This is a genomic window from Streptomyces sp. AC627_RSS907 (genome assembly GCF_019049165.1).
This window is the reverse complement of the sequence record NZ_JAGMUE010000203.1, coordinates 1-544: the sequence shown is the minus strand read 5'-3', so window position 1 is coordinate 544 and position 544 is coordinate 1. Positions and strand designations below refer to the sequence as shown.

At 68.8% G+C, this 544-nt stretch carries 1 protein-coding gene; it reads right to left on the bottom strand.

What is annotated here, in order from left to right:
* Positions 1-544 (bottom strand): sodium/proton-translocating pyrophosphatase (locus tag KUM32_RS32150; RefSeq protein WP_217145475.1); only part of this gene is annotated, 544 nt, incomplete at both ends.

Below are 544 nucleotides of genomic sequence, written 5' to 3'. Positions count from 1 at the left end.
GCGCGCCGATGCCCAGCGAGAACCCGACGGCGATCGGGGCGAGCACCGCGAGCAGGCCGGGTGTGGCCAATTCGCGCAGCGCGTCCTTGGTGCAGATGTCGACGACGCGCCCGTAGTCGGGCTTCTCGGTGTAGTTCATGATCCCGGGCTTCTCCCGGAACTGCCGGCGAACCTCGTAGACCACCGAGCCCGCCGATCGCGACACCGCGTTGATCGCCAGGCCGGAGAAAAGGAAGACGACCGCCGCGCCGAAGACGAGCCCCACCAGGTTGTTCGGCTGCGAGATGTCCATGCTCAGGTTCATCTCGCCGGCCACGTTCGCGTTGACGTCGTTGACCGCCTCGGCGATCGCGTCGCGGTACGAGCCGAACAGCGCCGCCGCGGCCAGCACCGCCGTGGCGATCGCGATGCCCTTGGTGATGGCCTTGGTGGTGTTGCCCACCGCGTCCAGGTCGGTGAGCACCTGCGCGCCCTCGTCCCGGACGTCGCCGGACATCTCGGCGATGCCCTGCGCGTTGTCCGACACGGGTCCGAAGGTGTCCAT